Below are 22,806 nucleotides of genomic sequence, written 5' to 3'. Positions count from 1 at the left end.
CTATCTGCGACTGGCGTGAACGACGAAAGTGCGGCAGTCTTAGGCACCCGAACAGGCCCGAAAAGGGGCTTGAATAATAATTTCAGTGCACAAGTGTACATTCATGTCCTTGGTGCTGTGACTTTCACCACAACGCAATAGTCTATGAGTAGGCTGCTGACTCGAGGCATGAACGCTTCGATCGGCCGGGAAGATTCGCCCCACCCTGCCGCATGGACTATTGAGGAGCTCGCATGACCAAACAAAACGCCTTTACTCGGGAAGACCTGCTGCGCTGCAGTCGCGGTGAGCTGTTCGGCCCAGGTAACGCGCAACTGCCCGCCCCGAACATGCTGATGGTCGATCGCATCACCTTGATCAGCGAAGAAGGTGGCAAGTACGGCAAAGGTGAATTGGTCGCCGAGCTGGATATCACTCCGGACCTGTGGTTTTTCGCCTGCCACTTCGAAGGTGATCCGGTGATGCCGGGCTGCCTGGGCCTCGACGCCATGTGGCAACTGGTCGGCTTCTTCCTCGGCTGGCAAGGCCTGCCAGGCCGCGGTCGCGCCCTGGGTTCTGGCGAAGTAAAATTCTTTGGCCAGGTACTGCCAACCGCCAAGAAAGTCACCTATAACATCCATATCAAGCGCGTCCTGAAAGGCAAGCTGAACCTGGCCATTGCTGATGGTTCCGTGACCGTCGACGGCCGCGAAATCTATACTGCCGAAGGCCTTCGGGTCGGCGTTTTCACCTCCACTGACAACTTCTAAGGGTTATCCGCATGCGCCGCGTCGTTATCACTGGTCTGGGCATCGTTTCGTGCCTGGGCAATGACAAAGAGACCGTCTCCGCTAACCTGCGTGCAAGCCGCCCTGGCATCCGGTTCAACCCGGAATATGCTGAAATGGGTCTGCGTAGCCAGGTTTCCGGCTCCATTGACCTTCCCCTCGAAGAGCTGATCGATCGCAAGATCTATCGCTTCGTCGGCCATGCGGCGGCTTACGCCTACCTGGCCATGAAAGATGCCATCGCAGACTCCGGCCTGACCGAAGAGCAGGTTTCCAACGTGCGTACCGGCCTGATCGCCGGTTCCGGTGGCGCGTCGACCTTGAACCAGATGGAAGCGCTGGACATCCTGCGCGAAAAAGGCGTCAAACGCGTAGGCCCGTACCGCGTCACGCGGACCATGGGCAGCACCGTTTCGGCTTGCCTGGCGACGCCGTTCAAGATCAAGGGTGTGAATTACTCGATCTCCTCCGCGTGCGCCACCAGTGCTCACTGCATCGGTAACGCTGTGGAGCAGATCCAGTTGGGCAAGCAGGACATCGTGTTCGCCGGCGGCGGTGAAGAAGAACACTGGAGCCAATCGTTCCTGTTCGACGCCATGGGCGCCCTGTCCAGCCAGTACAACGAGACCCCGGAAAAAGCTTCCCGCGCCTACGACGCCAAGCGTGACGGTTTCGTCATCGCCGGCGGTGGCGGCATGGTCGTGGTCGAAGAGCTGGAACACGCCCTGGCCCGCGGCGCGAAGATCTACGCGGAAATCGTTGGCTACGGCGCGACCTCCGACGGCTACGACATGGTCGCCCCAAGCGGCGAAGGCGCCATCCGCTGCATGCAGATGGCCATGGCCACCGTCGACACTCCGATCGACTACCTGAACACCCACGGCACCTCGACTCCGGTCGGCGACGTCATGGAAATGAAAGGTGTGCGTGAAGTGTTCGGCGACAAGGCCCCGGCCATCAGCTCCACCAAGAGCCTGTCGGGTCACTCCCTGGGCGCCGCCGGCGTTCACGAAGCGATCTACTGCCTGCTGATGATGGAAGGCAACTTCATGGCGGGTTCCGCCAACATCGACGAACTGGACCCGGAAGTGGCAGACATGCCAATCCTGACCAAGACTCGCGAAGACGCCACCATCAACACGGTGATGAGCAACAGCTTCGGCTTCGGTGGCACCAATGCCACGCTGGTACTGAAGCGCTGGGCCGGTAAGTAATACCTCCCCCGCTACGCTGCACACAAAAACGCCCCGACTGGTTCGGGGCGTTTTTTTGCCTGTAAGAAACCAGGCATCACATCCATATGCGATTGGGCTTTTGTGGCGAGGGGGCTTGCCCCCGTTGGGTCGCGAAGCGGCCCTCAAACCTGCAATCGCTGGGTATCAGGCAAACCGTTATTTGCGACTGCTTCGCAGCCGAACGGGGGCAAGCCCCCTCGCCACAAAATCCCGCCCCTGCAGACTCTTCCTTTTCAGGCTTGAGCTGCGGTTTTTTGCCTCTTGAACATGAAACATTTGTCATGAAACTCAATGGCCTGCGACTGAATGTCGCGTATTTCGCGGGCTGCAGGACTTTTGCCGATTCTGCAAGAATGGGTTGCCGAACTCTGCCGTTTACTTAGCCAGCTAACAAAACATATAACAGAGGCCTGCACACGCCTTGCTGCAGATAACAGAGATTGGAGCTAGCAGATGACTGTAAAAGTAACTGAACGCGACGATTCACATATGTCCCATGAAGGCATCGCCGCCGGTATCCGCATCTGGGATGTACATCAACAAGACCTGTTGGTCGGGATGTTCCACTCCGAGACCGAAGCCCACAAATACAAGGCCGAACTTGAAACACTGGAGCAGCAGCGCGAAGCGCGTTCTGCATAATGACCGCATTGAAAACGACAAACCCCTGAACCAGTGAGAAATTGTGGCGAGGGAGCTTGCTCCCGCTTGAGTGCGTAGCACTCACAAAAATCGGCAATTGCTGCCAGATTTTCAGGGCCGCTACGCAGCCCAACGCGAGCAAGCTCGCTCGCCACAAAGGCTTACCACATCAGATCATCAGGGATCTGATAGGCCGCGTACGGATCGTCTTCGGCGCTGACTTCTTCTGTCTTCACATTCAGCTGCACGATGCGCTGTGGATCGCGCTCCTGAATCTTCAGGGCCGCTTCACGAGGGATCACTTCGTAACCGCCAGCGTGATGCACGATCGCCAGCGAACCGCTGCTGAGCTTGTTGCGCATCAGCGTGTTGACGGAGATGCGCTTGACCTTCTTGTCGTCGACGAAGTTGTAGTAGTCCTCGGTGGTCAACTTGGGCAGGCGCGAGACTTCGATCAATTGCTTGACCTGGGCGGCGCGGGCCTTCGCTTCGGCTTTCTCCTGCTGCTGACGGTTCAGCTCCTGGTCGCGCTTGACCTTCTCGGCCATGGCTTCCTGAGCGGCACGCTGCTGGGAGTCATCGAGTTCAATCTGACCTTTGTGGGCCAGACGTTGCTGCTTCTGCTTCTCTTTGCCGACCTGTTTGGCCTGCTTTTGATTGACCAGCCCTGCTTTGAGCAACTGGTCGCGAAGGGAAAGGCTCATGGTGCTTATTTCTCACTTAGGCAACTGCTCAACCGCAGCTGGGCAAATTCTTTTCCTGACGTTTGGCTTCGCCCCACAAGGCGTCCAACTCTTCGAGGGTGCAATCTTCTATGGGACGGTGGGTGTCGCGCAATGCCTGTTCGATAAATCGGAAGCGTCTTTCAAACTTTGAGTTCGCACTGCGCAGTGCGGTTTCCGGATCGACCTTGAGGTGCCGAGCCAGATTGACCACGGAAAACAGCAGGTCGCCGACTTCATCGGCAATCGCTGCCGAGTCATGGTCGGCCATGGCTTCGAGCACTTCATCGAGCTCTTCGCGAACCTTGTCGAGCACCGGCAAGGCGTCCGGCCAGTCAAAACCGACCTGCCCTGCGCGCTTCTGCAGTTTTGCCGAACGGGACAGCGCCGGCAACGCAGCAGGCACATCGTCGAGCAAGGACAACTGCTGCGGCGCCGAAGACTTCTCGGCACGCTCTTCAGCCTTGATCTCTTCCCAGCGTTGCTTGACCTGCTCTTCATTCAGACGCGGGATGTCCAGCGGCGCATACAGATCACCGGTGGGGAACACGTGAGGATGACGGCGGATCAGTTTGCGCGTGATGCTATCGACCACACCATCGAACTCGAAGCGCCCTTCTTCCCGTGCCAACTGGCTGTAATACACCACCTGGAACAACAAGTCGCCCAACTCCCCCTGCAAATGATCGAAGTCCCCGCGCTCGATCGCATCGGCGACTTCGTAGGCTTCTTCCAGGGTGTGCGGGACGATGGTCGCGTAGGTTTGCTTGATGTCCCACGGGCAGCCGTACTGCGGGTCGCGCAGACGGTTCATCAGGTGCAGCAAATCTTCAAGGCTGTACATCAATCACTCTCACTGCAAAACCCTTGTGGGAGCGGCGGTGCGACGATTCGACTTGCTCGCGAAAGCGGTGTGTCAGACAACATTGATGTCGACTGACACTCCCTCTTCGCGAGCAAGCCCGCTCCCACATTAGATCGGCGCTCATCATTACGGCGTGCGGTTACGGCGGGTTTCGATGATGTTCGGTAACTGGGAAATCCGCCCCAGCAACCGCCCCAGCGCATCCAGCCCCGGAATCTCGATGGTCAGGGACATCAACGCCGTGTTGTCCTCTTTGTTCGAACGGGTGTTGACCGCCAGCACATTGATCCGCTCGTTGAGCAGCACCTGCGACACGTCACGCAGCAGACCGGAACGGTCGTAGGCGCGAATGATGATGTCCACCGGATAGGTGAGCACCGGCACCGGGCCCCAGCTGACCTGGATGATCCGCTCCGGCTCGCGCCCGGCCAGTTGCAGCACCGAGGCGCAGTCCTGACGGTGAATGCTCACGCCACGGCCCTGGGTGATGTAACCGACGATCGCATCCCCCGGCAGCGGCTGGCAGCAGCCGGCCATCTGGGTCATCAGGTTGCCGACGCCCTGGATCTGAATGTCGCCACGCTTGCCCGGTTTGTAGCCGGTGGCTTTGCGCGGGATCAGTTCCAGCTGTTCGTTGCCGCGTTCCGGCTCGACCAGTTGCTGCGCCAGATTCACCAATTGCGCCAGGCGCAAATCGCCTGCGCCCAATGCAGCGAACATGTCCTCGGCGGTCTTCATGTTGGCCTTCTCGGCCAGCTTGTCGAAGTCCACCTGCGGCAGGCCGAGGCGATTGAGTTCGCGCTCGAGCAAGGTTTTACCGGCCGCGACGTTCTGATCGCGGGCCTGCAATTTGAACCAGTGAACGATCTTCGCCCGCGCCCGCGAGGTGGTGATGTAACCCAGGTTCGGGTTCAGCCAGTCGCGACTCGGCGTGCCGTGCTTACTGGTGATGATCTCGACCTGTTCACCGGTTTGCAGGCTGTAGTTGAGCGGTACGATCCGCCCGTTGATCTTGGCGCCGCGGCAGTTGTGACCGATTTCGGTGTGTACGCGGTAGGCGAAGTCCAGCGGTGTCGCGCCCTTCGGCAAGTCGATGGCGTGACCGTCCGGGGTGAAGATATAGACCCGGTCCGGCTCGATATCGACCCGCAGTTGTTCGGCAAGGCCACCAATATCACCCAGCTCTTCGTGCCACTCGAGCACCTGACGCAGCCAGGAGATTTTCTCTTCATAGTGGTTCGAGCCGGACTTGACGTCGGTGCCCTTGTACTTCCAGTGCGCGCACACGCCCAGCTCGGCTTCTTCGTGCATGGCATGGGTGCGGATCTGCACTTCCAGCACTTTGCCTTCAGGGCCGATCACCGCGGTGTGCAGCGAGCGGTAGCCGTTCTCTTTCGGGTTGGCGATGTAGTCGTCGAACTCTTTCGGGATGTGCCGCCACAGGGTGTGGACGATGCCGAGCGCGGTGTAGCAGTCGCGCATTTCCGGCACCAGCACGCGAACCGCGCGCACGTCGTAGATCTGGCTGAACTCCAGACCCTTGCGCTGCATTTTGCGCCAGATCGAATAGATGTGTTTGGCCCGACCGCTGATGTCCGCATCGACGCCGGTGGCCTGCAACTCGTCTTTGAGTTGGGTCATCACGTCGGCGATAAAGCGCTCGCGATCCAGCCGTCGCTCGTGGAGCAACTTGGCGATCTGCTTGTACTGGTCAGGCTCAAGATAGCGGAAGGACAAGTCCTCCAGCTCCCACTTGATGTGACCGATACCGAGGCGGTGGGCGAGCGGCGCGTAAATGTCGAAGACTTCACGAGCCACGCGGTTGCGCTTCTCGTCGTCGGCGGTTTTCACCGCGCGGATCGCGCAGGTGCGTTCGGCCAGTTTGATCAGCGCGACGCGCACGTCGTCGACCATGGCCACCAGCATCTTGCGCAGGTTCTCGACCTGGCCTTGAGTGCCCAGCACCAGGGATTGACGGGGGCTCAGGCTGGCGCTGATCGCCGCCATGCGCAACACGCCGTCGATGAGTTTGGCGACCACCGGACCGAAGCGCTGGCTGACCGCCGGCAACTGGATCTGGCCTTCGCGCACGCCGCGGTACAAGACTGCCGCGACCAACGAATCCTGGTCGAGTTTGAGGTCGGCGAGAATCTCGGCGATCTCAAGGCCCGTGCGGAAACTCGAGGTCCCCTCGGACCACAGATTCTTCGCCGCATTGGCTTGTTGTTCGGCCTCGCGAGCGAACTCGCAGGCTTCCTTCAAGGCTTCGCGATCCAGTGCCAGATCGACACTGACCGCATGATCGAGCCAAGCCTCGAGGTTGATACTGCCGTCAGTATTGATCGGCTGGTGTGCTCTCACCTGTACCATCTTGCTTTACCTTCCCTACGACGCAGATTCAATGCGTCAAATCGCTGACCTTCGCTACCCGTGTGCACTCGCGGGGCTAAGACGAATGCGCTTTGCACGAGCGGGTCAGTCGGACCAGACGAGCCGTCCTAGCTCGCTTCAAATAACGCCATGGCCTCGACATGTGCCGTCTGAGGAAACATATCGAGAATCCCGGCACGTTTTAACCGGTAGCCCTGCTTGATCAATTCGACTGTGTCGCGCGCCAGCGTTGCAGGGTTGCACGACACATACACCAATCGTTTGGCGCCCAGGGACGCAAGCTTGCGCACCACCTCGAAAGCGCCGTCGCGAGGTGGGTCCAAGAGTACCGCACAAAAGCCTTCATCGGCCCATTCGGCATCGGCCAAAGGCTGGGATAAATCGGCCTGAAAAAACTTTGCATTATGCAGATTATTGCTGACAGCATTCGCGGCGGCACGCTCGACCATCGCCTGCACGCCCTCCACCGCCACCACTTCGCGAACGGTTTTGGCCAGCGGCAAGGCAAAGTTGCCCAACCCACAAAACAGGTCCAGAACCCGCTCATCAGATTTCGGTGCCAACCACGCCAACGCCTGGGCCACCATCGCTTCGTTGACCCCGGCGTTGACCTGAATGAAATCTCCCGGCCGATACGCCAGGTTCAAGTCCCACTGTTCAAGGCGATAGCCCAGCGACTGATCGGCCTCGACCGGTTGCGGCTCGCCGTCACCATGCAGCCACAACTGGGCTTCATGGAACGCGCAGAATTCCTTGAGGATGGTCATGTCGGCTTCGGACAACGGCGCCATGTGCCGCAGCAATACCGCCAATGACGAACCGCTGAACAACTCCACATGCCCCAGCGCCTGAGGTTTGCTCAAGCGCCGCAGCATCTCCGGCAAGCGGGTCATGATCGGTTGCAAGGGCTGTACCAGCACCGGGCATTCGTTGATGGCGACGATGTCCTGACTGCCGGCAGCACGGAAGCCGACTTCGAGTTTTTTCGCTTTCATGTCCCAACGCACCGCCACTCGGGCGCGACGACGGTAGCCGAATTCCGGACCGCTCAACGGCGCTACCCACTCTTCAGGTTCGACACCGGCAACCCGCGACAATTGCTCGGCGAGCATGCGCTGTTTCAGGGCGAGCTGTTCGTTGTGGGGCAAATGCTGCACGCTGCAACCGCCGCAGCGAGCGGCATGAGCGCACGGTGCCGGGCGGCGCAATTCACTGGCCTGGAACACGCGCTCGGTGCGCGCCTCGACCACTTTGCCGTGGGCACCCAAGACCCGCGCCTCGACGTCTTCACCGGCCAATGCGCCGATGACGAACCAGGTGCGACCTTCGAAAAACGCGATACCGCGACCGTCATTGGCCAGGCGCTCAATGGTCAAGCGCTGCTTTTTGCCGGTCGGGACTTGCGGGGCCTTGCTGCCGCCTGTGGGCTGGAAGCGCAGGCCTCTCTCTTGCCTGGCCATCAGTTGGGCGCGTCGAAAATGCCGGTCGACAAGTAACGGTCGCCACGGTCGCAGATGATCGCGACGATCACCGCGTTTTCAACTTCTTTGGACAGGCGCAGCATCGCCGCCACGGCACCGCCCGAAGACACACCGCAAAAGATGCCTTCTTCGCGTGCCAGACGACGGGTCACGTCTTCGGCTTCGCTTTGCGCCATGTCGACGATCCGGTCCACGCGCTCGGCCTGGTAGATCTTCGGCAGGTATTCCTGCGGCCAGCGACGGATGCCCGGAATCGCCGAACCTTCCATCGGTTGCAGCCCGATGATCTGCACGTTGTCATTCTGCTCTTTCAAGTAGCGCGAAACGCCCATGATGGTGCCGGTGGTGCCCATCGAGCTGACGAAATGAGTGATGGTGCCTTCGGTCTGGCGCCAGATTTCCGGACCGGTGGTGGTGTAGTGCGCCTCGGGGTTGTCACCGTTGGCGAACTGATCCAGCACCTTGCCGCGGCCTTCGGCTTCCATTCGCTGGGCGAGGTCGCGAGCGCCTTCCATGCCTTCTTCCTGGCTGACCAGAATCAGCTCGGCGCCATAGGCCGTCATGGCGGCTTTACGCTCGGCGCTGGAGTTGTCCGGCATGATCAGGATCATCTTGTAACCCTTGATCGCGGCAGCCATGGCCAGGGCGATCCCGGTGTTGCCGGAGGTCGCTTCGATCAGCGTATCGCCAGCGTGGATCTGCCCGCGCAATTCGGCGCGGGTGATCATCGACAGCGCCGGACGGTCCTTGACCGAACCCGCCGGGTTATTCCCTTCGAGCTTGAGCAAAAGGGTATTGCTGGTGGCGCCAGGCAGGCGCTGCAAACGGACCAGCGGAGTGTTGCCGACGCAATCGGCGATGGTTGGGTACTGCAAGGTCATGGCGTATTCGCAATCCAGACTGCGGGGGCGCCTATCATACCGGCAAACGTGCGCAGGCCATATCACGCAAAGTAAGGGGCTTATGGCGAATGGGAATAAGAGGGAGATTACCCGCTCTTCTCCTGCTCAAAATCCAGCGCATAAAACTCATGCAATTTAGCCTGCAACAACTGCTTGTCCGGTAGGCGAGTCTGGTATTCGGCAATTAACGCTGGCGACAGGCTACGGTTAAGGGCGTACTCGACCACCTCGTCATCCTTGCTGGCACAAAGCAACACACCAATGGCAGGGTTTTCGTGGGGTTTGCGCTCATTGCGATCCAGCGCTTCCAGATAGAAATCCAGCTTGCCCAAATACTCCGGCTCAAACCGACCGACCTTGAGCTCAATGGCTACCAGACAGTTGAGCCCACGGTGGAAGAACAGCAGATCCAGGGCGAAATCACGCCCGCCGACTTGCAGCGGGTATTGGGAGCCGACAAAGCAGAAGTCACGACCCAGTTCGATCAGAAATTCCTTGAGACGCGCCAGCAGCCCCTTATGCAGATCGGTTTCGGCATGGCCGCCGGGCAGATCGAGAAACTCGACCATGTAGGCATCGCGGAAAATCTCAAGCGCCGCAGGGTGAGTATGTCTTAGCACTGCGGAGGTTTTTACCGGTTGGGTCACGCTACGCTCGAACAGTGCAGTTTTGAACTGACGCTCCAACTCGCGCTTCGACCACTTCTCCTGAACCGCCATTCGTAGATAAAACTCCCGCTCTTCCGGGAGTTTGCCCTGACTGAAGATGACCAGATTATGGGTCCAGGGTATTTGTCTCACCAGCGGTGAGACTTTCTCGTCACCCCGGTAAGTCTCGTAGAACTGACGCATGCGGAACAGATTGGGGCGAGTAAAACCACGTAACCCTGGTTGAGTCTGGGCCAGATGCTCAGCCAATTGACTGACCACAGAATCGCCCCATTCGGCTTTTTCCAGCTTGCGACTGATGTAAGCACCCACCTGCCAATACAGCTCAATCAGCTGGGTATTCACCGCCTGCATGGCTTGCTGTTTGGCACTTTGAATCAGCGCAAGCACTTCATTGAAGCGGTCGTCGGTTGCGGGGACGCTGGATGCATTCATGCCGAACTCCTTGAGGACGAGGAAAAACGCGAGTCTATTCCGTCGAATCAGGCATAAGGTGTCGGCAATACCCTTTAGGAAAGGTCGTACACATAAACGGGAACGCTCCGGCATGATCAGCGCGGTGGTGGCTGGGAGGGCCTCTTCGCGAGCAAGCCCGCTCCCACATTTGATCGGGGTTGATCACATATTGTTTGCTTGACACATTTCCAATGTGGGAGCGGGCTTGCTCGCGAAAGCGGTCTGACAGGCACCACCATCATCAGCTACTAAACGCATATTCAGCCGCAACCCTGCCCCGCTGTTTTCCGCCCATAGATGCCCACCCTGCCGCAGCACCGCATTCCTCGCAATGCTCAACCCCAACCCGAACCCACCATCCCCCGGTCGCGATCCATCAAGCCGGATGAACGGCGAGAAGATCCGTTCAAGATCCTCGTCCGCCACTCCACCGCCCTCGTCCTCCAGCCACAAGTGCCAGAAGTCGCCATCGCGCCGACCACCGAGCGTCACGACACCGCCCTCAGGTGAATGACGAATGGCGTTGCGCAGAATGTTTTCCAGCGCCTGGGCCAGGGTATTGAGATGGCCGCGCACCCAGCAGGATGCATCCACGGCACAGTGCAACTGACGCGCCGGCCAGCCACTTTCATAGCAGGCGTTTTCCGTGAGCATTTCCCACAAGGCCTGGACCTGGATCGCTTCATCGGGCAACGGCGCGCGCTCGGTGTCGAGCCAGGCCAGTTGCAGGGCGTCCTCGACCAGACGCTGCATGCCGTCGACTTCCCGGCCAATGCGTTCGCGCAATTGCCCCAGGTCTTGCTCGCTTTCGCTGGCCACCCGCAGCCGGCTCAGTGGCGTGCGCAATTCGTGGGACAGGTCGCGCAGCAATTGTTGTTGCAGAGCCACTGTGCTTTGCAGGCGCTCGGCCATGTGATCGAAGGCCCGGCCCAGTTCACCCAATTCATCCGAGCGATTGGTGGTGCGACTCGATAAACGCACAGTCAGTTGGTCGGCGCGCCAGGCATTGGCTTGTTCGCGCAGGCTGTTCAGCGGGACGACCAGCAATCGATACAGCCCCACGCACAGCAGCAGCGTGAACAGCCCGGGAATCACCCCATTAGTGATCACCCGCCAAAACACCCGGTAGCGTCCTGGCATAAAACGCTGAGGCAACTCGATCACCAGGCTGCCCACAGACGGGTCATTGGGAAACGGGATCTTCAGCCACGGCAGGCCCTGGTGGCGCCGACTCACCGGCCAATCCAGACCGCGCAAAAAGGTCAGGCGCTGGATTTCCTGGTTTGCCAACGGGGAACTGCTCAGGGATTGCAAGTCGCCGCCGATGACGCCGACCCAGGTCGACTCGTGCTCGCCGACACGCTGCAACCAGGCATCAATGCCTGCACTCTGCTGCTCGTTCCAGGCCCGCTCCGCCTCGGCGGCGTAGCGCGTCAGGGTGCCCCGGGCCTCGTCGGACAGGAACAGGTTTTTCTTCTCCATGTAGCGGCCCCAGGACCAGCTCAACCAGATCATCAGCAGACAGAACGCCACCAACAAACAAGCCAGTTTCCAGAACAGTGAATGCTTGCCCGGCACGTCAGACCATTTCATCGGCCGCGCTCAATACGTACCCCTTGCCCCAGACAGTACGCACTTCACGCTCGGTGTAGCCGATGGCCTTGAGCTTGCGGCGAATCTGGCTGATGTGCATGTCGAGGCTGCGGTCATGGGGCGCATAACCGCGCTGCAGTACCTGCTGATAAAGGAACGCCTTGCTCAGTACTTCATCACCGTTGCGATTCAATGTATCCAGCAACCGATATTCGCTGCGAGTCAGGCCGGCCGCGTGTTCGCCCCAAAAGACCTCGCACCGTTCATCGTCGAAACGCAGGTTGTCCATCGCCGGGGCAATCGGTGCCGGCGCCGGTCGCCGGTCAAGCGCCACCCGCCGCAGGATCGCCTCGATGCGCACCCGCAGCTCGGCCATGCTGAACGGTTTGGGCAGGTAATCGTCGGCGCCGAGGCGAAAGCCACTGATGCGATCCGCCTCCGCCCCCAGCGCCGACATCAGCACCACCGGTGTGGAATGGCTCTGGCGCAGTTGGGTCAGCACCGCCAGGCCATCCAGCCCCGGCAGCAGAATATCCATCAACACCACATCAAAGGCTTGCCGGCGCGCAATGGCCAACCCTTCCTGGCCGTTCTGACACCAGGTCACCTGAAAACCACAGCGCCCCAGATGCTCATGGACATAAGCGCCGAGCACCAGATCGTCTTCGATGGAGAGGACGCGGGGGGGAACAACAGAGATGGGAGTCATGAGTATCTGCAAATAATTCTCAGTTGCCGATTATTCAAGATCGCCTCGCCAGGGGCAACCCATGGTTTGCTCCCAAGACCAAAGCGCGGAACTGGCCGACGAATGACGACATCAATTTTACGAGGATTGCCCGCATGCAAATCGCTACACTGCGCAGGTGGCGCGTGCCGGACGCATGTGCAGGTCAATAAACAGCTGGATGCGGGAGAGATGCGTGCTCAAGAAACTGGGAATTAAAGGCCGCGTGCTGTTGCTGACCCTGTTACCGACCACCCTGATGGCGCTGGTTCTGGGCGGCTATTTCACCTGGATGCAGCAATCGGACCTGCAATCGCAACTCATGCAGCGCGGCGAAATGATTGCCGAACAGCTGGCACCGCTGGTGGCCCCGGCCATGGGTCGCAAAGACAACGACCTGCTGGAACGCATCGCCACCCAGTTCCTGGAACAAGCCGACGTGCGCGCGGTGACGTTCCTCGCCCCCGACCGCACGACACTGGCCCATGCCGGCCCGACCATGCTCAATTCGGCGCCTTTGGGCAACGGTTCACAGATGTTGCGCCGCAGTGGCAATGACGCCACGCGCTACCTGCTGCCAGTGTTCGGCAAGCATCGCAACCTGGCCGGCGACCTGATCCCCGATGAAGCCGACCGTCTGCTGGGCTGGGTCGAACTCGAACTGTCGCACAGTGGCATGTTGCTGCGCGGTTACCGCAGTCTGTTCGCCAGCCTGCTGCTGATCGGCGGTGGCCTGGTCGGTGCGGCGCTATTGGCGTTGCGCATGGGCCGGACCATCAACCGGCCATTGAGCCAGATCCAACAAGCCGTGGCACAGCTCAAGGACGGTCACCTGGAAACCCGCCTGCCGCCCCTCGGCAGCCAGGAGCTGGATGAACTGGCGTCCGGCATCAACCGAATGGCCGGAACCCTGCAGAACGCTCAGGAAGAATTGCAAAACAGCGTCGACCAAGCTACCGAAGACGTGCGTCAGAACCTGGAAACCATCGAGATCCAGAACATCGAGCTGGACCTTGCGCGCAAGGAAGCCCTGGAGGCGAGCCGGATCAAGTCCGAGTTCCTGGCCAACATGAGCCATGAAATCCGCACGCCGCTCAACGGCATTCTCGGCTTCACCCATTTGCTGCAAAAAAGTGAATTGACCCCGCGCCAGCTCGATTACCTGGGCACCATCGAAAAATCCGCAGACAGCCTGCTGGGGATCATCAACGAAATTCTCGACTTCTCGAAAATCGAGGCCGGCAAACTGGTGCTCGACCATATTCCATTCAACCTGCGCGACCTGCTGCAAGACACCTTGACCATCCTCGCCCCGGCCGCCCATGCCAAAGAGCTTGAGCTGGTGAGCCTGGTTTATCGCGATACACCGCTGTCGCTGGTGGGCGATCCGCTGCGACTCAAGCAGATTCTCACCAACCTTGTGAGCAACGCGATCAAGTTCACCCGCGAAGGCACCATCGTCGCCCGAGCCATGCTTGAAGAAGAGTATGAAGACAGCGTGCAATTGCGCATCAGCATTCAGGACACCGGCATTGGCCTGTCGAATCAGGACGTGCGCGCCTTGTTCCAGGCCTTCAGCCAGGCCGATAATTCGCTGTCCCGGCAACCTGGCGGCACCGGCCTGGGGCTGGTGATTTCCAAACGGCTGATCGAACAGATGGGTGGCGAAATCGGCGTCGACAGCACACCGGGCGAAGGCTCGGAATTCTGGATCAGCCTGAGCCTGCCCAAAACCCGCGACGACGCCGAGGATCTGCCCGGCCCACCCTTGCTCGGACAGCGGGTGGCGGTTCTGGAAAATCATGAGCTGGCCCGTCAGGCCTTGCAGCATCAACTGGAAGACTGCGGCCTGACAGTCACGCCGTTCAACACCCTCGAAAGCCTGGCCAATGGCGTGACCGGTGCCCATCAGACCGATCAGGCCATCGGCCTGGCAGTGCTCGGAATCACCAGCAACGACATGCCGCCGGAGCGCCTCAACCAGCATATCTGGGACCTCGAACACCTGGGCTGCAGAGTGTTGGTGTTGTGCCCGACCACCGAACTGACGCTGTTCCACCTCTCGGTGCCCAACCCCCACAGCCAACTGCAGTCCAAACCGGCCTGCACGCGCAAACTGCGTCGGGCCCTGTCCGACATGGTCAACCCTCGCCAGCAGCGCAGCGACCCCGGCGAGCCGCTTTCGAGTCGCGCACCGAAGGTCCTTTGCGTCGATGACAACCCGGCCAACCTGCTGTTGGTGCAAACCCTGCTCGAAGACATGGGCGCCAAGGTGCTCGCGGTGGAAAGCGGTTACGCCGCGGTCAAGGCCGTACAGAACGAGACCTTTGACCTGGTGCTGATGGACGTCCAGATGCCCGGCATGGATGGCCGCCAAAGCACCGAAGCCATTCGTCAGTGGGAAAGCGAACGGCATTGCACACCACTGCCGATCGTCGCCCTCACTGCCCACGCGATGGCCAACGAAAAACGCGCGTTGCTGCAAAGCGGCATGGATGACTACCTGACCAAACCCATCAGCGAACGGCAACTGGCGCAGGTGGTGTTGAAATGGACCGGCCTGGCGTTGCGCAATCTGGGGCCGGAGCGCTCCAGCGAAGGCAACAACGATAATGACTTGCAGGTGCTTGATCACGACGAAGGCCTACGCCTGGCGGCGGGCAAGGCCGATCTGGCGGCGGACATGCTGGCAATGCTGCTGGCTTCCCTGGAAGCCGACCGCGAGGCCATCCGCGTCGCCCGTGAAGCCAATGACCAGAACGCGCTGATTGAGCGAGTCCATCGCCTGCATGGGGCGACCCGTTATTGCGGCGTCCCGCAATTGCGCGCCGCCTGCCAGCGCAGTGAAACCCTGCTCAAGCAACAGGACCCGAAAGCCCCCGGCGCGCTGGAAGAACTCGAACGAGCCATCAATCGCCTGGCGGCCCATGCGCGTATCAATGCCTGATGCAGCGCAATAACGCTGGGCGCCTTGAAGGCTAAGCTCAAGGCCTGTAGCAACTGCCGAACGCAGGCTTCGCCAGTTGCTACAGGTAACTTCCAGGAGGACAGCATGCGCACGATTCTTTTCAGCAGCCAGACCTACGACCGCGACAGTTTTCTGAGCGCAGACCTGCCCGCCGGCATCGAGCTGCATTTCCAGCCGGCACGACTGAGCCTCGATACAGTGGCGCTGGCGGAGCATCACGAAGTGGTCTGCGCCTTTATCAATGATGACCTCAGTGCTCCGGTACTCGAACGTCTGGCCGCGGGTGGCACACACCTGATCGCCCTGCGCTCGGCCGGTTACAACCATGTCGATCTGGCGGTAGCGAAGCGCCTGGGGTTGGCGATTGTGCGGGTTCCGGCCTACTCGCCTCACGCGGTGGCCGAACACGCGGTGGCGCTGATTCTGGCGCTCAACCGCCGACTGCACCGTGCCTACAACCGTACTCGCGAGGGGGATTTCAGCTTGCACGGGCTGACCGGTTTCGATCTCGTGGGCAAGACCGTCGGCGTAGTCGGCACCGGGCAGATCGGCGCGACCTTCGCGAAAATCATGAACGGCTTCGGCTGCCGGTTGCTGGCCTGTGATCCTTACCCGAACCCGCAGGTCGAAGCGCTCGGCGCGCGCTACCTCAGCTTGCCGCAATTGCTGGCCGAGTCGCAGATCATCAGCCTGCATTGCCCGCTCAACGAACAGAGCAAACACTTGATCAACAGCGAATCACTGGCGCACATGCAGCCCGGTGCAATGCTGATCAATACCGGGCGTGGCGGTCTGGTGGACACCCCGGCGCTGATCGACGCGTTGAAGGACGGCCAATTGGGCTATCTGGGGCTGGATGTTTATGAAGAGGAGGCGCAGCTGTTCTTCGAGGATCGCTCCGACTTGCCGCTGCAGGACGATGTGCTGGCGCGCCTGCTGACCTTTCCGAATGTAATCATCACCGCGCACCAAGCCTTCCTCACGCGCGAAGCCCTGGGCGCGATTGCCGCAACCACCCTGCAGAACATCGCGGCCTGGGCGGCCGGTTCGCCACAGAATCAGGTCGAGAGCTGATCGCTCAGGCCTTGGACATAAGGATCATCAGGGCCAGCCAGCCGAAGCCCAGCAAGCGCTGCCCCAGCGAATGCCCGCGACGCAGCAGGAACCAGACAAAAAACGGCGGCAGAAAGAAAATCATCAGTTTCAGCCAGAGCTCCACCGGACGCGGCCCGCCGGGTGCCGGCGCCGGGATCTCGGCCTCGACTTCAACCTTACGTTTGCGCCCGAAAGCGGCCGGGGTCACCCTGGGTACGTTCTCATTGGTCGGTAAGCGCCCGAAAGAAAGAGGCGCCTGCGCAGGCGTCGATGTAGCCGCTTCTGCCACCGCAGGTGCACCGCAATGAATACAAGCAGGCGCCGTGGAGCTGATGCGTTGCTTGCACTCAAAACATTCGATCAACGCCATTTCCGTTCCTTAGAGATGCAAAAGCGGCATTGTGCCATGACTCGGCAGGTCATTTGAACCAGATCGAAGGTTACATGCCCGCGCCATGCTGCGTTCATGCCCGTGCTAGCATATCGCGCATATTTGGAGGACCCATGGTCGAACACGATTTCCGCTACAGCCTGATGAACCCGCAACACACCCTCACCGAATGCCGCGCCCTTGTGCCGGGGCGTTATCAAGTCACCGGCAACGGCGGCTCGATTCGTAATAACGATGTGCTGGTAGTGACCCTAAAAGGCAGCAAGGACTTGTCCATGCGCCTGACCGTCGAAACGGTTCGCCACTTGATCAACCCGCCGGGCCAATGGGTCGCGGTGGCCAGTGGTCCGGTGTTCGGCGAACTGGCGATTCACACCTGGAATGTCAACTGCGACAGCTGCGCCAAAGAGCTGAGCTTTGAGTTCGCGGTCGACGCCAAGCTGGGCAACAAGGCGGAAAAACCGGCTGCCACTGCACGGATTGCCGAGTTGGGCTGGGCCACCGTCGGTGACAAGCACCTGTGCAAGAAGTGCCAGGAGCCTGCGTGATGAAGCGCCTTGCTCTAACCGCCATGGCCGGCGCCAGCCTGTTGGGCTGCGCCGCCGAACCGGTGCAACTGCAACACAACCGCAGCTACATTCTGGAATGGATCGGCGAGCGTCCGCTGATGGACTACAGCCATCTGACCATCACCCTCGATGAAGATGGTCGGGCCTACGGTAATGGCGGCTGCAATCACTGGTTCGCGCCGTATACCCTGCAAGGCGACAAGCTGAGCTTCGGCAAGATCGGCAGCACCCGCAAAATGTGTGCGCCAGCGTTGATGGAGCAGGAAAAACGCTTCCTGCAGGCGCTGGAAAACGTCCAGCGCTGGGACGTTTCACCGATCGACCAGATGCGCTTCTGGCCGGCGCAAGGCAAACCACTGCGTTGGTGGCTTGAAGAGGGTTGATAACCCTCGGTTGTCCGATCATTCCCACGCTCTGCGTGGGAATGCATCTAGTGACGCTCTGCGTCACAGGGACGCTCTGCGTCCCGGGCGGCGTTCCCACGCAGAGCGTGGGAACGATCATTGCCGAACACCTGCAGGAGCTGCCGAAGGCTGCGATCTTTTTCTAAACAACAACTCAATTTTTAGCCTGCAACGCCTCAAGCTTCGCCATCACCCCCGCCGCCGTTTGCTCCCCCATCAACTGTTCCCGCACCTTGCCCTTGTCATCAATGATGTAAGTCACCGGCAACGCTTCACTGCGCGGTAATTCGAAAAGGTCGGCCGGGTCCTGGGCCAGCACGGTGAAGGCGATCCCCAGTTTCTCGCTGGCACTTTTCAGCTCTTCGCCCTGCACATTGTCGAAGTTGACCCCGAACACACCGATCTTCTTGCTCTTGAGCTGCTCGGCCAGCACGTTCAACTCGGGAATCTCGGTACGACACGGGCCACACCATTCGGCCCAGTAATTGAGCACCAGCCATTGTTTGTCCAGACGTTCAGCGGCAACTTTATGGCCATTTTGGTCGGTGCCATAGTCGTTGCCGCAGCCCCCCAGCAATAACGCCCCCATGATCGCCAATGCCGCTGCCAGTCGCCTTGTCATGTCTCGATCCTTGTCAAAAATGGAATGCACCTGCGACCCATCGCCTCCCAAGGTTCTGGATTACGCGCCGCCCAGTTAGAATAGCCGCCACCTTACGCAAGATGCGACCCGCACATGACCGATCTGACGCTTTATCACAACCCGCGCTGCTCGAAATCCCGCGGTGCGCTCGAACTGCTCGAAACCCGTGGCCTGGCCCCAACTGTGGTCCGCTACCTGGAAACCCCGCTGGACGCCGCGCAAATCCAGAGCCTGCTGAGCAAGCTTGGTATCAGCGCCCGGCAATTGCTGCGCACCGGCGAGGACGAGTACAAAACCCTCAACCTGGCCGACAGCACCCTCGGCGAGGCGCAATTGATCGCCGCCATCGCCGCGCACCCGAAACTCATGGAGCGGCCGATTCTCGAAGTCGGCGACAAAGCCATCATCGGCCGCCCGCCGGAGAATGTGCTGGAGTTGCTGCCGTGAGTGCGCCGTACATTCTGGTGCTGTATTACAGCCGCAGTGGCTCGACCAATGAAATGGCCCGGCAAATTGCCCGTGGTGTCGAGCAATCCGGTATGGAAGCGCGCCTGCGCACCGTGCCGGCGATCTCCACCGAATGCGAAGCCGTGTCGCCGGACATTCCCGATGAAGGCGCGCTGTACGCCAGCCTCGACGACCTGAAAAACTGCGCCGGCCTGGCCCTCGGCAGCCCGACCCGCTTCGGCAACATGGCCGCACCTTTGAAGTACTTTCTCGATGGCACCAGCAATCTGTGGCTGACCGGCGCCCTGGTGGGCAAACCGGCCGGGGTCTTCACCTCCACCGCGAGCCTGCACGGCGGCCAGGAAACCACGCTGCTGTCGATGATGTTGCCGTTGCTGCACCACGGCATGCTGATCACCGGCCTGCCTTACAGCGAGTCGGCGCTGCTGGAAACCCGCGGTGGCGGCACGCCTTATGGCGCCAGCCATCACGCCGGGGCCGATGGCAAAAGCGGTTTGAATGAACACGAAGTTGCGCTGTGCCGCGCCTTGGGCCTGCGGTTGGCGAAGACTGCGCAAAAGTTGGTGAGCTGAGATGGCCAAAAAGCCGAAGATTCTGCCTTCCATCGAATGGCTCGAACCGCGAGTACGGGCGATGCGCGTTATCAGCCTGCTGTGCTTTTTCGGCCTGGTGGGACTGCTGTGCATCTACTACCTGATATTCGCCGACCTGCATGGCGCGCGGCCGTGGGTGATTCTGCTGATCGAACTGGTGCCGCTGCTGTTGCTGGCGCCGGGGATGATCGTCGGCAGCGCCCGCGGGCATTCGTGGATGTGTTTTGTGGTGAACCTGTATTTCATGAAAGGCGCATTGGCCGCGTATGACCCGAACCGCCAGCTGTTCGGTTTACTGGAGATGGGCGCGAGCCTGGCAGTGTTCTGCTCGGCAATGTTGTATGTGCGGTGGCGGTTTCAGTTGAACCGCAAGTTGGCGGGTGAAGGCGAAACCTCCGTCGCCTGATACACCGCTATCGCGAGCAGGCTCGCTCCCACAGGGGATTTATGAACGACGCTAATCCAATGTGGGAGCGAGCCTGCTCGCGATGCGGGCAACTCGGTCTCAATGATTCACCGTGTACGCCAGCATCATCGAAATCTGGCTCATCGGCCGCCCACCGCTCTCTTCGTGCCACTGGTTGAACGCATTCTGCACTGTGGCCATGTCCCTCAGACTAGTCGGGACCTTGTCGACGATCTTCTGCGCACTCAGCGCTGCTACCACGTCGTAGCTCGGCACGAACGTGTCCTTGCCCACCATCCGCAAAAATCGCGGTGCCGATAACCCGCCCAACTGATGCCCGTGTTTTTTCAGATAGGTCCATAACCCGACGATGTCGGTCACCGGCCATTCGGCGATCAAAGCGCCAAAACTGCCCTTCTCATGGGCCACGTCCAGAATGAACTGTGCATTGCGCGGCACGCTCTTGAGCTTGCCCAAGTGGCGGATGATCCGCGCGTCCTGCATCAAGCGCTCCAGATGTTCGGCGCTCATCAGCACGACTTTTTCCGGATCGAACTTGAAGAACACTTCTTCGAACGCCGGCCACTTGGCATCCACCAGGCTGTGTTTGAGCCCGGCGCGGAATACCCGCAACGCCATGGTCGAGAGGTAGCGGTCGTCACTGATCTTGCGCAATTGCGCCGGGGTCTTGGGAACGGGCAGATGGGCTTCCAGTTCAGCCGCCGAACCGAAGCGGTTCAAGCAGTATTCGTGCAGCCACTTGTAATCGCGCATGCCCTTTCCTGATGAGTAAGTGAATAGACTCATGTGGGAGCCAGCCTGCTGGCGATAGCGGAGGGTCAGTCAATAATGATGTGTCTGACCCACCGCTATCGCCAGCAGGCTGGCTCCCACAGTGATTGTGTTTAGAGGTTTACAACGTTGACGAAGCGCGAAGCCGCGGTTTCATCGATGCGCAGGTTGGTGAAGTCGAACAAATTACGGTCCGCCAGTTGCGACGGGATTACGTTCTGCAAGCTGCGGAAAATGCTTTCGGTACGGCCCGGGGTCTTGCGTTCCCACTCCTGCAGCATCTCTTTAACCACCTGGCGTTGCAGGTTTTCCTGGGAGCCACAGAGGTTGCACGGGATGATCGGGAATTGCTTGAAGTCCGAGTAAGCCTGTATGTCTTTTTCGTTGCAGTAGGCCAGCGGACGGATCACCACGTTGCGTCCGTCATCGGCGCGCAGCTTCGGCGGCATGGCCTTGAGCGAACCGTTGAAGAACATGTTCAGGAAGAACGTCTCGACGATGTCGTCACGGTGGTGACCGAGGGCCATTTTGGTCGCGCCGATTTCATCGGCAAAGGTGTAGAGCGTGCCGCGACGCAGGCGCGAGCACAGCGAGCAGGTGGTCTTGCCTTCCGGGATCAGCTCCTTGACCACCGAATAGGTGTCTTTCTCGACGATGTGGTACTCGATGCCCAGTTCCTTGAGGTAAGCCGGCAGCACGTGCTCGGGAAAGCCCGGCTGCTTCTGGTCCATGTTCACGGCCACGATCTCGAACTTGATCGGGGCGACCTTCTGCAAATGCATCAGCACATCGAGCATGGTGTAGCTGTCTTTGCCACCGGACAGGCAGACCATGACCTTGTCGCCGTCTTCAATCATGTTGAAATCGGCGACAGCCTCACCCGCCTGGCGGCGAAGGCGCTTTTGCAGTTTGTTCTGGTTGACCGTAAGAGTGCCCATGACGCGAAATCCGTGAGGTGTGACGAAAGGCCGGCATTTTACGCAAAAACATTGCACTTGTGGCGAGGGGGCTCGCCCCCGTTCGGCTGCGCAGCAGTCGTAAAACAAACACTGCGGTTCCTCTTGGAAAATATAGTCGACTGATTGGGGGCCACTTCGTGACCCAACGGGGGCAAGCCCCCTCGCCACTGGGTTTAACAGGCACAGACCCATCGGCGATTACCCATAACATTTACAGCGCGATTTGCTCTAAGCCCCTCGCACTATTACCGGTAACTCCTTTCTATACTGCGGCATAAGGTCGCACACATATTCAGACCTGTACTTACCTGGCCACTTTGGCCCGTAAGCGCTCCGCTGGGGGGCGATGGCAACAACAAGAGGAGTGACTGGCATGATCCATCACGTAGTGGGGCTCTTCACCCACCCTGACCAGGAATGGAAAGAAATCCGTGGCGACCAGGAGGAAAGCATCAGCCACATGTACCTCACGCACACCTTGATTCTGGCGGCGATCCCTGCCGTGTCGGCGTTTATCGGCACCACGCAGGTCGGCTGGGTCATTGGTAATCGGGCGCCGGTAATGCTGACCATGGAAAGCGCGCTGTGGATGACCATCATGTCGTACCTGGCGATGCTCGGCGGTGTCGCGGTGATGGGCGCGTTCATCCACTGGATGGCTCGCACCTATGACGCCAACCCGAGCCTGGCACGCTGCGTTGCATTTGCGACCTACACCGCGACACCGCTATTTATCGGCGGTCTGGCGGCGCTGTACCCACACATGTGGCTTGGGATGATCGTCGGCACCGCGGCCATCTGCTACACGGTGTACCTGCTGTATGTGGGGCTACCCACTTTCATGAACATTCCATCAGACGAGGGATTCCTGTTTTCAAGCTCGGTGCTCGCCGTAGGACTGGTGGTGCTGGTGGCGATCATGGCGTTCACGGTGATTGTCTGGGGGCTTGGCGTGGGGCCGGTCTATACGAATTAGCAACACACCCACCAAAAACAAGATCTGCCAACACAGGCCGCCGCAAGGCGGCCTTCTACTCTCCAAGAAAGAGCAGGAGGTACGACCATTCGG

General features: G+C 59.9%; 23 protein-coding genes. 11 read left to right on the top strand and 12 right to left on the bottom strand.

Annotation, left to right across the window (positions count from 1 at the left end; genetic code table 11):
- Positions 1–233: 233 nt before the first annotated feature.
- The 3 genes from fabA (at position 234) to ACQKPC_RS19720 (ending at position 2,644) form a co-directional block, all read left to right on the top strand.
- Positions 234–749, top strand: a complete 516-nt coding sequence (gene fabA, locus ACQKPC_RS19730; protein WP_003179264.1) for a 3-hydroxyacyl-[acyl-carrier-protein] dehydratase FabA — start codon at positions 234–236, stop codon at positions 747–749.
- An 11-nt stretch (positions 750–760) separates the two neighbouring features.
- Positions 761–1,981, top strand: coding sequence for a beta-ketoacyl-ACP synthase I (gene fabB / locus ACQKPC_RS19725; protein WP_123495910.1), 1,221 nt, complete (start codon positions 761–763; stop codon positions 1,979–1,981).
- Between the two features lie 474 nt (positions 1,982–2,455).
- The gene (locus ACQKPC_RS19720) at positions 2,456–2,644 is read left to right on the top strand and encodes a hypothetical protein (RefSeq protein ID WP_008011665.1); all 189 of its coding nucleotides are present in this window, start codon (positions 2,456–2,458) and stop codon (positions 2,642–2,644) included.
- A gap of 161 nt (positions 2,645–2,805) precedes the next feature.
- On the opposite strand, the gene ACQKPC_RS19715 is transcribed toward ACQKPC_RS19720, so the two are convergent.
- The 8 genes from ACQKPC_RS19715 to ACQKPC_RS19680 all read right to left on the bottom strand — a co-directional run bounded on the left by ACQKPC_RS19715 (position 2,806) and on the right by ACQKPC_RS19680 (position 12,431).
- Positions 2,806–3,348 (bottom strand): DUF2058 domain-containing protein, encoded by a 543-nt coding sequence (locus ACQKPC_RS19715; protein ID WP_123495908.1) that lies wholly within the window; start codon positions 3,346–3,348, stop codon positions 2,806–2,808.
- A 28-nt stretch (positions 3,349–3,376) separates the two neighbouring features.
- The gene (mazG, locus tag ACQKPC_RS19710) at positions 3,377–4,210 is read right to left on the bottom strand and encodes a nucleoside triphosphate pyrophosphohydrolase (RefSeq protein ID WP_427625974.1); all 834 of its coding nucleotides are present in this window, start codon (positions 4,208–4,210) and stop codon (positions 3,377–3,379) included.
- Positions 4,211–4,357: 147 nt separating this feature from the next.
- Positions 4,358–6,601 carry a GTP diphosphokinase gene (gene relA, locus ACQKPC_RS19705; RefSeq protein ID WP_008074961.1) on the bottom strand — a complete coding sequence of 748 codons (2,244 nt, stop codon included), beginning with the start codon at positions 6,599–6,601 and terminating at the stop codon, positions 4,358–4,360.
- A 128-nt stretch (positions 6,602–6,729) separates the two neighbouring features.
- Positions 6,730–8,082 (bottom strand): 23S rRNA (uracil(1939)-C(5))-methyltransferase RlmD, encoded by a 1,353-nt coding sequence (gene rlmD, locus ACQKPC_RS19700; RefSeq protein ID WP_427625973.1) that lies wholly within the window; start codon positions 8,080–8,082, stop codon positions 6,730–6,732.
- Complete coding sequence (gene cysM, locus ACQKPC_RS19695; protein ID WP_007899067.1) at positions 8,082–8,984, bottom strand: cysteine synthase CysM; 903 nt, start codon at positions 8,982–8,984, stop codon at positions 8,082–8,084. The genes rlmD and cysM overlap by 1 nt, the downstream gene beginning before the upstream one ends.
- Before the next feature lie 107 nt (positions 8,985–9,091).
- Entirely contained in the window at positions 9,092–10,108 is a 1,017-nt protein-coding gene (locus ACQKPC_RS19690; protein WP_427625972.1) for a PDDEXK nuclease domain-containing protein, read from the bottom strand.
- A 183-nt stretch (positions 10,109–10,291) separates the two neighbouring features.
- A complete protein-coding gene (locus ACQKPC_RS19685) occupies positions 10,292–11,722 on the bottom strand; it encodes a histidine kinase sensor domain-containing protein (RefSeq protein ID WP_427625971.1) in 1,431 nt (476 codons plus the stop codon).
- Positions 11,709–12,431 (bottom strand): response regulator transcription factor, encoded by a 723-nt coding sequence (locus tag ACQKPC_RS19680; protein ID WP_427625970.1) that lies wholly within the window; start codon positions 12,429–12,431, stop codon positions 11,709–11,711. Before ACQKPC_RS19680 ends, ACQKPC_RS19685 begins: the two co-directional genes overlap by 14 nt.
- Positions 12,432–12,645: 214 nt before the next feature.
- Between ACQKPC_RS19680 and ACQKPC_RS19675 the strand changes: the two genes are divergently transcribed.
- Together ACQKPC_RS19675 and ACQKPC_RS19670 are read left to right on the top strand one after the other, a co-directional pair.
- A complete protein-coding gene (locus tag ACQKPC_RS19675) occupies positions 12,646–15,396 on the top strand; it encodes a response regulator (protein WP_427625969.1) in 2,751 nt (916 codons plus the stop codon).
- Positions 15,397–15,501: 105 nt separating this feature from the next.
- Positions 15,502–16,491, top strand: coding sequence for a 2-hydroxyacid dehydrogenase (locus ACQKPC_RS19670; RefSeq protein WP_427625968.1), 990 nt, complete (start codon positions 15,502–15,504; stop codon positions 16,489–16,491).
- Between the two features lie 4 nt (positions 16,492–16,495).
- Here ACQKPC_RS19670 and ACQKPC_RS19665 read toward each other — a convergent pair whose 3' ends face one another.
- A complete protein-coding gene (locus tag ACQKPC_RS19665; RefSeq protein WP_427625967.1) occupies positions 16,496–16,882 on the bottom strand; it encodes a hypothetical protein in 387 nt (128 codons plus the stop codon).
- 134 nt (positions 16,883–17,016) lie between these two features.
- Between ACQKPC_RS19665 and ACQKPC_RS19660 the strand changes: the two genes are divergently transcribed.
- Together ACQKPC_RS19660 and ACQKPC_RS19655 are read left to right on the top strand one after the other, a co-directional pair.
- Positions 17,017–17,451, top strand: coding sequence for a hypothetical protein (locus ACQKPC_RS19660; protein WP_008074971.1), 435 nt, complete (start codon positions 17,017–17,019; stop codon positions 17,449–17,451).
- Positions 17,451–17,855: an META domain-containing protein gene (locus tag ACQKPC_RS19655; protein WP_008074973.1), complete on the top strand. Its 405-nt coding sequence runs from the start codon at positions 17,451–17,453 to the stop codon at positions 17,853–17,855. Before ACQKPC_RS19660 ends, ACQKPC_RS19655 begins: the two co-directional genes overlap by 1 nt.
- A gap of 175 nt (positions 17,856–18,030) precedes the next feature.
- Here the strand turns inward: ACQKPC_RS19655 and ACQKPC_RS19650 are convergent, their stop codons facing one another.
- The gene (locus tag ACQKPC_RS19650; protein WP_427625966.1) at positions 18,031–18,498 is read right to left on the bottom strand and encodes a TlpA family protein disulfide reductase; all 468 of its coding nucleotides are present in this window, start codon (positions 18,496–18,498) and stop codon (positions 18,031–18,033) included.
- 114 nt (positions 18,499–18,612) lie between these two features.
- Between ACQKPC_RS19650 and arsC the strand changes: the two genes are divergently transcribed.
- From arsC to ACQKPC_RS19635, 3 genes are read left to right on the top strand one after another with little or no spacing between them, the layout of a single operon-like run.
- Positions 18,613–18,966 (top strand): arsenate reductase (glutaredoxin), encoded by a 354-nt coding sequence (gene arsC, locus ACQKPC_RS19645; protein ID WP_427625965.1) that lies wholly within the window; start codon positions 18,613–18,615, stop codon positions 18,964–18,966.
- A complete protein-coding gene (wrbA, locus tag ACQKPC_RS19640) occupies positions 18,963–19,559 on the top strand; it encodes an NAD(P)H:quinone oxidoreductase (protein ID WP_008011647.1) in 597 nt (198 codons plus the stop codon). The genes arsC and wrbA overlap by 4 nt, the downstream gene beginning before the upstream one ends.
- A 1-nt stretch (position 19,560) precedes the next feature.
- Positions 19,561–19,986, top strand: a complete 426-nt coding sequence (locus ACQKPC_RS19635; RefSeq protein WP_008074979.1) for a DUF2069 domain-containing protein — start codon at positions 19,561–19,563, stop codon at positions 19,984–19,986.
- Positions 19,987–20,085: 99 nt separating this feature from the next.
- Here the strand turns inward: ACQKPC_RS19635 and ACQKPC_RS19630 are convergent, their stop codons facing one another.
- Both ACQKPC_RS19630 and ttcA read right to left on the bottom strand, forming a co-directional pair.
- A complete protein-coding gene (locus ACQKPC_RS19630) occupies positions 20,086–20,760 on the bottom strand; it encodes a DNA-3-methyladenine glycosylase I (RefSeq protein ID WP_063342855.1) in 675 nt (224 codons plus the stop codon).
- A 131-nt stretch (positions 20,761–20,891) separates the two neighbouring features.
- Complete coding sequence (ttcA, locus tag ACQKPC_RS19625) at positions 20,892–21,716, bottom strand: tRNA 2-thiocytidine(32) synthetase TtcA (RefSeq protein WP_008074984.1); 825 nt, start codon at positions 21,714–21,716, stop codon at positions 20,892–20,894.
- A gap of 394 nt (positions 21,717–22,110) precedes the next feature.
- Between ttcA and ACQKPC_RS19620 the strand changes: the two genes are divergently transcribed.
- A complete protein-coding gene (locus tag ACQKPC_RS19620; protein ID WP_030131100.1) occupies positions 22,111–22,713 on the top strand; it encodes a Yip1 family protein in 603 nt (200 codons plus the stop codon).
- The last annotated feature ends 93 nt before the right edge of the window (positions 22,714–22,806 follow it).

The sequence above is a fragment of the Pseudomonas sp. NPDC089918 genome (assembly GCF_050280605.1).
Lineage (GTDB): Bacteria > Pseudomonadota > Gammaproteobacteria > Pseudomonadales > Pseudomonadaceae > Aquipseudomonas.
This window is presented reverse-complemented; position numbering and strand designations above follow the sequence as displayed.

Bases quoted from the DNA above. Each gene is read 5' to 3' on its own strand.
- fabA (WP_003179264.1), top strand. From the start codon at position 234: ATGACCAAACAAAACGCCTTTACTCGGGAAGACCTGCTGCGCTGCAGT.
- fabB (WP_123495910.1), top strand. From the start codon at position 761: ATGCGCCGCGTCGTTATCACTGGTCTGGGCATCGTTTCGTGCCTGGGC.
- ACQKPC_RS19720 (WP_008011665.1), top strand. From the start codon at position 2,456: ATGACTGTAAAAGTAACTGAACGCGACGATTCACATATGTCCCATGAA.
- ACQKPC_RS19715 (WP_123495908.1), bottom strand. From the start codon at position 3,348: ATGAGCCTTTCCCTTCGCGACCAGTTGCTCAAAGCAGGGCTGGTCAAT.
- mazG (WP_427625974.1), bottom strand. From the start codon at position 4,210: ATGTACAGCCTTGAAGATTTGCTGCACCTGATGAACCGTCTGCGCGAC.
- relA (WP_008074961.1), bottom strand. From the start codon at position 6,601: ATGGTACAGGTGAGAGCACACCAGCCGATCAATACTGACGGCAGTATC.
- rlmD (WP_427625973.1), bottom strand. From the start codon at position 8,082: ATGGCCAGGCAAGAGAGAGGCCTGCGCTTCCAGCCCACAGGCGGCAGC.
- cysM (WP_007899067.1), bottom strand. From the start codon at position 8,984: ATGACCTTGCAGTACCCAACCATCGCCGATTGCGTCGGCAACACTCCG.
- ACQKPC_RS19690 (WP_427625972.1), bottom strand. From the start codon at position 10,108: ATGAATGCATCCAGCGTCCCCGCAACCGACGACCGCTTCAATGAAGTG.
- ACQKPC_RS19685 (WP_427625971.1), bottom strand. From the start codon at position 11,722: ATGAAATGGTCTGACGTGCCGGGCAAGCATTCACTGTTCTGGAAACTG.
- ACQKPC_RS19680 (WP_427625970.1), bottom strand. From the start codon at position 12,431: ATGACTCCCATCTCTGTTGTTCCCCCCCGCGTCCTCTCCATCGAAGAC.
- ACQKPC_RS19670 (WP_427625968.1), top strand. From the start codon at position 15,502: ATGCGCACGATTCTTTTCAGCAGCCAGACCTACGACCGCGACAGTTTT.
- ACQKPC_RS19665 (WP_427625967.1), bottom strand. From the start codon at position 16,882: ATGGCGTTGATCGAATGTTTTGAGTGCAAGCAACGCATCAGCTCCACG.
- ACQKPC_RS19660 (WP_008074971.1), top strand. From the start codon at position 17,017: ATGGTCGAACACGATTTCCGCTACAGCCTGATGAACCCGCAACACACC.
- ACQKPC_RS19655 (WP_008074973.1), top strand. From the start codon at position 17,451: ATGAAGCGCCTTGCTCTAACCGCCATGGCCGGCGCCAGCCTGTTGGGC.
- ACQKPC_RS19650 (WP_427625966.1), bottom strand. From the start codon at position 18,498: ATGACAAGGCGACTGGCAGCGGCATTGGCGATCATGGGGGCGTTATTG.
- arsC (WP_427625965.1), top strand. From the start codon at position 18,613: ATGACCGATCTGACGCTTTATCACAACCCGCGCTGCTCGAAATCCCGC.
- ACQKPC_RS19635 (WP_008074979.1), top strand. From the start codon at position 19,561: ATGGCCAAAAAGCCGAAGATTCTGCCTTCCATCGAATGGCTCGAACCG.
- ACQKPC_RS19630 (WP_063342855.1), bottom strand. From the start codon at position 20,760: ATGCGCGATTACAAGTGGCTGCACGAATACTGCTTGAACCGCTTCGGT.
- ttcA (WP_008074984.1), bottom strand. From the start codon at position 21,716: ATGGGCACTCTTACGGTCAACCAGAACAAACTGCAAAAGCGCCTTCGC.
- ACQKPC_RS19620 (WP_030131100.1), top strand. From the start codon at position 22,111: ATGATCCATCACGTAGTGGGGCTCTTCACCCACCCTGACCAGGAATGG.